Below are 6,732 nucleotides of genomic sequence, written 5' to 3'. Positions count from 1 at the left end.
GCCCCGTGGGAATCCCTGAGAGTCGGAAACGGCGCTCGTTGGTATGATTGGTCTTGGCGGCCAGCGAAACGACGCGCAGCAGATCGGCGTGTTCGGCCTCGCTCATCCCCTTTGCCTTGGCGGCGGCCGTGTGCGAATGGATGCAATAGCCGCAGCCGTTGGTGACGGATACCGCGATATAAAGCATCTCCTTCACCAGCGGATCGAGCGCCGAGGGCGTCGCCATCACCGCCTTGACCTCCGCCCAGGTGCGCTCCAGGAGGTCTGGATCGAAGGCGAGCCAGAACCACATATTGTTGACGAACTCCGATTTCCGCGTGGCGCGGATGTCGTCGAATACCGCCTTGACGCGCGGGTTCGATTCCGGATTGGGCGGCGGCGCGATCGTGCTCATGCTTCTTCCTTCAAAAGGGTCTAAACGAGGGCGAAGACGCGCGCCGGACCGCCGGTGCCGCCGCGGTGCTTCGGCGCGCCGAGAACGAGCGTCGCGCCCTTGGCCGGCAGCTTGTCGAGGTTGGCGGCGGCCTCCAGGCCCCAGCGGCCCTCCGGCAGCCAGGCGCGGTGGGTGGCGAAGTCGGGCGAAATGCCGTGATCGAGCGACAGTGTGTCGACGGCGATCCCGGCAGCCTTCGTTTCTTCGAGCAGGTATTTGGCGGCTTCGACATGGAAGCCGGGAAAGTGCAGCTTGCCCGCGCTATCGGCATTGCGGAACTTGTCCGTGCCGACATGGGCAGCCCAGCCGGAGAGCATCGCGACACAGGAGTTTTCCGGGATGTCCCCGTTGGCGGCGATCCATGCCTTGATGTCGTCGGGCGTCACCTGCGTGTCCGGGTCGGTGGCAGCCCTCTCGCGGATGTCGACAACGCAGAGCGGCACGACGAGTTTCTCAACCGGTAGTTCGGCGACCGAGAGACCGTCGGCGGAGAAATGCAGCGGCGCGTCGACATGGGTACCCGTGTGTTCGTTCACCCGCAGTTCGAACAGGTTGAAGGTATGTTCGGCAAAGTTGAACTTCTGCTCGCGGAAAAACTGCTGCTGGCCGAAGAAGGTTGGAAATTCCTCGTGGAGTTCGTGGGTAAGGTCGGTGACGCTGGCATGCCCGGCAGCGAGCGCCGGCGGCGCGATCCCCATGCCGGCGGCAGCAACCCCCGCCGTCCCGACCGCGGCGGCGCGGAAGAAGCTGCGCCGCGACAACATCTGCTGCTTTACCGATTCGATTACGCATGCATCGCACATGTGCTCATCTCCGCTCTTCAACGTCCGGTTTCAGTGACGGCAGAATAGCCGAGCCCTGGCGGCTGTAAACAGCGATCGTCCAGCGTCCGAGCGCGATAGCGCCATGATGCGGACAACAAATTCTGCTTTCATTACAAATGCGTAATGATGGTGTTCCGAGATTGCCCGAAGGCGCGCAAATAACGATACTCACGACAACTCGGGACGTTCCGCCGGTACGCGCCGCGCTGGAGTGCGTATCTTATTCGGAGACATGAATGCGCTTTTTGAAGCAACTGGCGGTCAGCCTCGTCGTTCTCGTCGTCGGGGGCGCCGCCTGGGTGCGCTTTGCCCCTGGAGCGGGAGAAACGCTCGGGGCGATCGGCGTTTCGCATCCGCTGATCGACGCGCTGTCGGGATCGCAGAACGGCGAAGGAGCCAGTGGACAGCGCAACGGCGGGCGCGGCGAGGGTGGGCGCGGCGGTTTCTCGGACGCGGCGCTCGTGGTCGTAAGGCCGGCTGAAAGCGCGATCGTCAACGACAGGCTGAATGCCATCGGCAACGGCGAGGCGATCCGTTCGGTGACCGTAACGCCGGCTTCCACGGGCAATCTCACGGAAATTCAGGTAAAATCCGGTGATCGGATCGAGGAAGGCCAGGTGATTGCGCGGCTTGACAGCGACGAGCAGATGATTGCTGCCGAGCACGCCCGCCTGACGCGCGATAGCGCCCGGGAAAAGGTCGAGCGCTACCGCAATCTCGGAACGGCCCGAGCGGTGACTGCAGTAGAGGTTCGCGACGCAGAGATCGCCATGCAGGCGGCCGAATTGGCGCTCAGAACGGCAGAACTCGATCTCAGGCGGCGCGACATCGTTGCGCCCTCGAAGGGCGTGGTCGGCATCATCACCATGAATGTCGGGGATTATGTTACCACGTCGACGCCGATCGCGGTTGTCGACGACCGGTCGCAGATCCTCGTCGATTTCTGGGTGCCGGAGCGCTTTGCCAGCAAGATTTCCGTCGGACAGCCCGTGACGGCAAATGCGGTGGCGCAACCCGGCCGGCAGCTGGACGGTGCCATCCATGCCATCGACAACCGCCTCGACCAGGCGAGCCGGACGCTCCGGGTGCGGGCGCGGCTCGAAAATCCGGACGACATGCTGCGCGCCGGCATGTCCTTTTCCGTCATGATGGCCTTCGACGGGGATCGCTATCCAACCGTGGATCCGCTGGCGGTCCAGTGGAGTTCTGAAGGGTCCTATATCTGGCGCGTTAACGGCGACAAGAGCGAGCGGGTGCCAATCAAGATCATTCAGCGCAACCCCGACAAGGTGCTGGTCGAGGCGCAGATCGCCGAAGGCGACCGTATCGTCACCGAGGGTGTGCAGCGGTTGCGCGATGGCGGCGCAGTCCGCATCGCCGGCGAAGCGAGGTCCGAACCGGAGCAGAAGGTGGCGGGGGACGCGCAATGAACATCGGCATAGGCGGTCACCATGGCAGTTCGCCCGGCGGGCAGGGCGGCAAGACCGGCTTCACCGCGCTCTTCATCCGCCGGCCGATCTTCGCGCTCGTCGTCAACATGTTGATCGTGGTCGCGGGCCTTGCCGCCTGGAACGGCATCGAAATCCGCGAACTGCCGCAGGTCGACCAGCCGGTCATCTCTGTGACGACGGAGTTCGAGGGCGCCTCGCCCGAGACGATCGACCGCGAAGTGACGTCGATCATCGAAGGCGCGGTGTCGCGCGTCCAGGGCATCAAGGGCATCTCCTCTTCGTCGTCCTTCGGCCGCAGCCGCGTCACGCTCGAATTTTCCGACACGACCGACATCGGCCAGGCGGCGAACGACATTCGCGATGCGCTCGGCCGGGTCAGCGGCCGGCTGCCGGACGATGCGGAGGAGCCGCGCATCGTCAAGGCCGATTCCGACAGCCAGCCGATCATGCGTCTGGCACTGACTTCCGATACCATGTCGATGGAAGACATGACGCTGCTGGTCGAAAACGAGATCAGCGACCGTTTGGCGGCGGTCGAGGGCGTCGCTGATGTCACCGTCTATGGCGACCAGGAGAAGATCTTCCGCATCGACCTCAACCAGGCCAAGCTCGCCGGGCGCGGCGTTACCGTCGCCAATCTGCGCGAGGCGCTTGCCAATGCGTCCTATGACGTGCCGGCCGGGTCGCTGACGAGCGCCAGCCAGGATATTTCGGTGCGGGCGACGGCGGACCTGCAGACGCCCGAGCAGTTCGAGAACCTCATCCTCGGCAACAATGTCAGGCTGCGCGACGTGGCGACGGTGACCCTTGGTCCGGACACGGGCAGCTCGGCACTGCGCTCCAACGGCCGCCAGGGCATAGGCCTCGGCATCATCCGCCAGGCGCAGTCGAACACCGTCGATATCTCCGAGGGCGTGCGCAAGGTGGTGGATACGATTTCCTCGGATATCCTGCCGCCGGGCACCGAGCTCAAGATCACCAGCGACGATGCGGTGTTCATCAACGGTGCGATCCATGAGGTGGAGATTGCGCTCGGCGTCGCCGTCTTCATCGTCACTTTGGTGATCTATCTCTTCCTGCTCGACTGGCGCGCGACGCTGATCCCGACGATCAGCATGCCGATCGCGCTTATCGGAACAGTGGCGGCGATCTATTTCGCCGGCTTTTCGATCAACATCCTGACGCTGCTTGCGATCGTGCTCGCGACCGGCCTGGTCGTCGACGACGCGATCGTCGTGCTGGAGAACATCGTGCGCCGCCGGGCGGAGGGGCTCGGTCCCCGCGCCGCCGCCGTGCACGGCACGCTCGAGGTCTTCTTTGCCGTTCTGGCGACCACGGCGACGCTGGCGGCGGTCTTCGTGCCGCTCTCATTCCTGCCCGGGCAGACCGGTGGGCTGTTCCGCGAATTCGGCTTCGTGCTCGCCTTCTCGATCCTGCTGTCCTCCTTCGTGTCGCTGACGCTCTGCCCGATGCTCGCGTCGCGCATGCTGACCAGTGAGGCACATGCGCAGCAGGGCCCGATGGCGCGTTTCGGCCAGCGCGCGGCGGCCTTCTATCGTGTGACGCTCCGGGCCTGCCTCAATGCGCCCCTCATCGTCTTCACCGTTGCCGCCTTCTTCACGGTGGCCGGGGCGGCCGGGTTCATGACGCTGAAGTCGGAGCTGACGCCGAACGAGGACCGCTCGCAGGTGATGCTGAGGATCAACGCGCCGCAAGGCGTCTCGCTCGAATATACGCAGGCGCAGATGCGCCGGATCGAAGATGGCCTGCAGCCGCTGGTCAAATCCGGCGAGATCACCAACGTGTTCTCGATTTCCGGCCAGGGCGGCTCGGCCAATAGCGGCTTCATGGTGCTGACTCTCGCCGCCTGGGAACAGCGTGACCGAACCCAGCAACAGATAGTCGCCGATATCAACAAGGTGACCGGCAAAGTGGCTTCGGTGCGCGCCTCGACCATCCAGGCCAACAGCCTCGGCATTCGCGGTGCGGGCAGTGGCCTGCAGGTGGCGCTGGTCGGCAACGACTACACGAAGCTCGGCGATGCGGCGGCAAAGCTCGTGCGGGCGATGGAAGATACCGGCCGCTTCGAAAACGTGCGGCTGAACTACGAGGCTAACCAGGCGCAGCTGTCCGTGACAATCGATCGAGAGCGCGCCTCCGATCTCGGCGTCGACATCAGTGCTCTTTCGTGGGCGATGCAGGCAATGCTCGACGGCAGCAGCGTCGTCGATATCTTCGTCGAGGGCGAGGCCTATCCGGTCAAGCTGCTCTCCTCCACCACGCCGCTCAACGACCCGACCGACCTCCAGAACATCTTCGTCAAGGCCGGCGACGGCCGGATCGTGCCGATGTCGTCGATCGCAACGGTCGAGGAGAAGGCCGTGGCGCCGCAGCTTGCGCGCGAATCCCAGCTTCGCGCCGTCTCGCTGTCGGCCGGCTTGAAATCCGACCTGGCACTGGGCGAGGCCCTGTCGATGGTGGAAGAGATGGCCGAGCCTCTGCTGCCGCCGGGGTCGCGGATCATGCCGCTTGCGGAAGCCGCGACGCTCGACGAGAACGCCAGCGGCCTGTTCATCACCTTCGGCTTTGCGATCATCATCATCTTCCTGGTGCTGGCGGCGCAGTTCGAAAGCTTCGTCAGTGGCCTCATCATCATGTCGACGGTGCCGCTCGGCCTTGCCTGCGCCGTCTTCGCGATGATCATGACCGGCAATACCTTGAACATCTATAGCCAGATCGGCCTCGTCATGCTGGTCGGCATCATGGCGAAGAACGGCATCCTCATCGTCGAATTCGCCAACCAGCTGCGCGACCGCGGCCAGGATGTGCGCAGCGCCATCGAGAACGCCGCCAATATCCGCCTCAGGCCGGTGATGATGACGATGATCGCAACAATCGTCGGCGCCCTGCCCCTGGTGCTGGCGAGCGGGGCAGGGGCGGAAGCGCGCATCGCGCTCGGCTGGGTGCTCGTCGGCGGCCTTGGACTTGCGGTGATCGTGACGCTCTATCTGACCCCGGTCGCCTATCTCGTCATCGCCCGCTTCACCAGCCCGCATGCGGACGAGGAGCGCAAGCTGCACGAGGAAATGGATGCGGCCGTGGTGCTCGAAGGATCGCCAAAAGCCGGGTGAGGGCGTCGCGGCCTCCCTGCGCGAAGAGCGTCAGCTCGACATTCCGGCGGCAGCGGCGATGAGATAGATTGCCGCGGCGATCGCGCCGAGGGCGCTGCGTCCGGCATGGAGCTTGCCCCAGCGCGTGATGAGCTCGCGGGTCTCCTCGCTTGCCTGGTCCGGCGGCGTCGTTTCCAGCCGATTGTTGATCGGCATGATCAGCATGAGGGTATAGGGCCAGTTCAGGATGATGACGGCAGCGCCGAGGCCCCAGAGCGCATTGCCGCTTTGCCACCAGGCGGCGGCACCGAGGAGGCCGGATATGATCGCCAGAGAGGCCTGCATCTCGAAGCCGCGGCGATAGGACGGGCCCCACTCCGCCAGTGCGGCACGGTGGTCGAGGCGCAGCCTCGCTGGTTGTTCTGCCAGATTGATATAGATGGCGGCGCCAAAGAAAACGGATGCTGTAAGCAGAGCGAGCAGGCCGAACATGAGACGTTCTCCCGTTTTCAGACATGATACTCGAAGGGCTCGCAAACAAAAGCTGCATTATAGGCTGATGGCCCGTCCTCCTTTGCCAGCTTGACGCGAGAATTGCCGCGGTCTGTGACAAGCCGGTATCAGCGCCTGCGATTTGATGTGCGCGAACCGGATGGGATGACGTAACTTCTGGACAAACCGATTCCGATTTGCACAGTAGCGCCTTGAAATGAAAGCGCTTCGCGGTTGGCGGCGGGCGTTGACCCGCGCGTGCCGTCACGGACGGCGGGATTGGTCGCCGAACGGTCCGTGACCGTCGCGACAGCTGCCCGCATGCAGGGTGAGGCGGTCGAAGGCTTTCCGCATTCGGCGACCACATAATTCCTTAATTCGGCATCGAATTGAGGATAGATTGTGCGGGCGTTCAAAACGTT

At 64.1% G+C, this 6,732-nt stretch carries 5 protein-coding genes; 2 read left to right on the top strand and 3 right to left on the bottom strand.

The annotated features are described in order from the left end of the window. On the bottom strand, positions 1 to 394 hold a 394-nt coding region (locus tag N181_RS25795; protein WP_060563977.1), incomplete at its 3' end, for a carboxymuconolactone decarboxylase family protein. A 20-nt stretch (positions 395 to 414) separates the two neighbouring features. Further along, positions 415 to 1,236 carry a cyclase family protein gene (locus tag N181_RS25790; protein WP_037400999.1) on the bottom strand — a complete coding sequence of 274 codons (822 nt, stop codon included), beginning with the start codon at positions 1,234 to 1,236 and terminating at the stop codon, positions 415 to 417. Between the two features lie 257 nt (positions 1,237 to 1,493). Here N181_RS25790 and N181_RS25785 point away from each other — a divergent pair, with 257 nt between their 5' ends. Next, on the top strand, positions 1,494 to 2,687 hold the full coding sequence (locus tag N181_RS25785) for an efflux RND transporter periplasmic adaptor subunit (RefSeq protein WP_037400996.1): 1,194 nt from the start codon (positions 1,494 to 1,496) through the stop codon (positions 2,685 to 2,687). Continuing rightward, positions 2,684 to 5,839, top strand: a complete 3,156-nt coding sequence (locus N181_RS25780; RefSeq protein ID WP_037400993.1) for an efflux RND transporter permease subunit — start codon at positions 2,684 to 2,686, stop codon at positions 5,837 to 5,839. Before N181_RS25785 ends, N181_RS25780 begins: the two co-directional genes overlap by 4 nt. Positions 5,840 to 5,869: 30 nt before the next feature. Here N181_RS25780 and N181_RS25775 read toward each other — a convergent pair whose 3' ends face one another. Continuing rightward, on the bottom strand, positions 5,870 to 6,310 hold the full coding sequence (locus N181_RS25775; protein WP_014328920.1) for an anthrone oxygenase family protein: 441 nt from the start codon (positions 6,308 to 6,310) through the stop codon (positions 5,870 to 5,872). Between the last annotated feature and the right edge of the window lie 422 nt (positions 6,311 to 6,732).

Source organism: Sinorhizobium fredii USDA 205 (genome assembly GCF_001461695.1).
In the GTDB taxonomy this organism is placed as follows: Bacteria; Pseudomonadota; Alphaproteobacteria; order Rhizobiales; family Rhizobiaceae; genus Sinorhizobium; species Sinorhizobium fredii.
Note: the sequence above shows the minus strand (reverse complement) of the source record. Positions and strands in the feature narration are given on the sequence as shown.

Excerpts from the sequence above, each read along its gene's own strand:
- N181_RS25790 (WP_037400999.1), bottom strand. The coding sequence starts at position 1,236 with ATGTGCGATGCATGCGTAATCGAATCGGTAAAGCAGCAGATGTTGTCG.
- N181_RS25785 (WP_037400996.1), top strand. The coding sequence starts at position 1,494 with ATGCGCTTTTTGAAGCAACTGGCGGTCAGCCTCGTCGTTCTCGTCGTC.
- N181_RS25780 (WP_037400993.1), top strand. The coding sequence starts at position 2,684 with ATGAACATCGGCATAGGCGGTCACCATGGCAGTTCGCCCGGCGGGCAG.
- N181_RS25775 (WP_014328920.1), bottom strand. The coding sequence starts at position 6,310 with ATGTTCGGCCTGCTCGCTCTGCTTACAGCATCCGTTTTCTTTGGCGCC.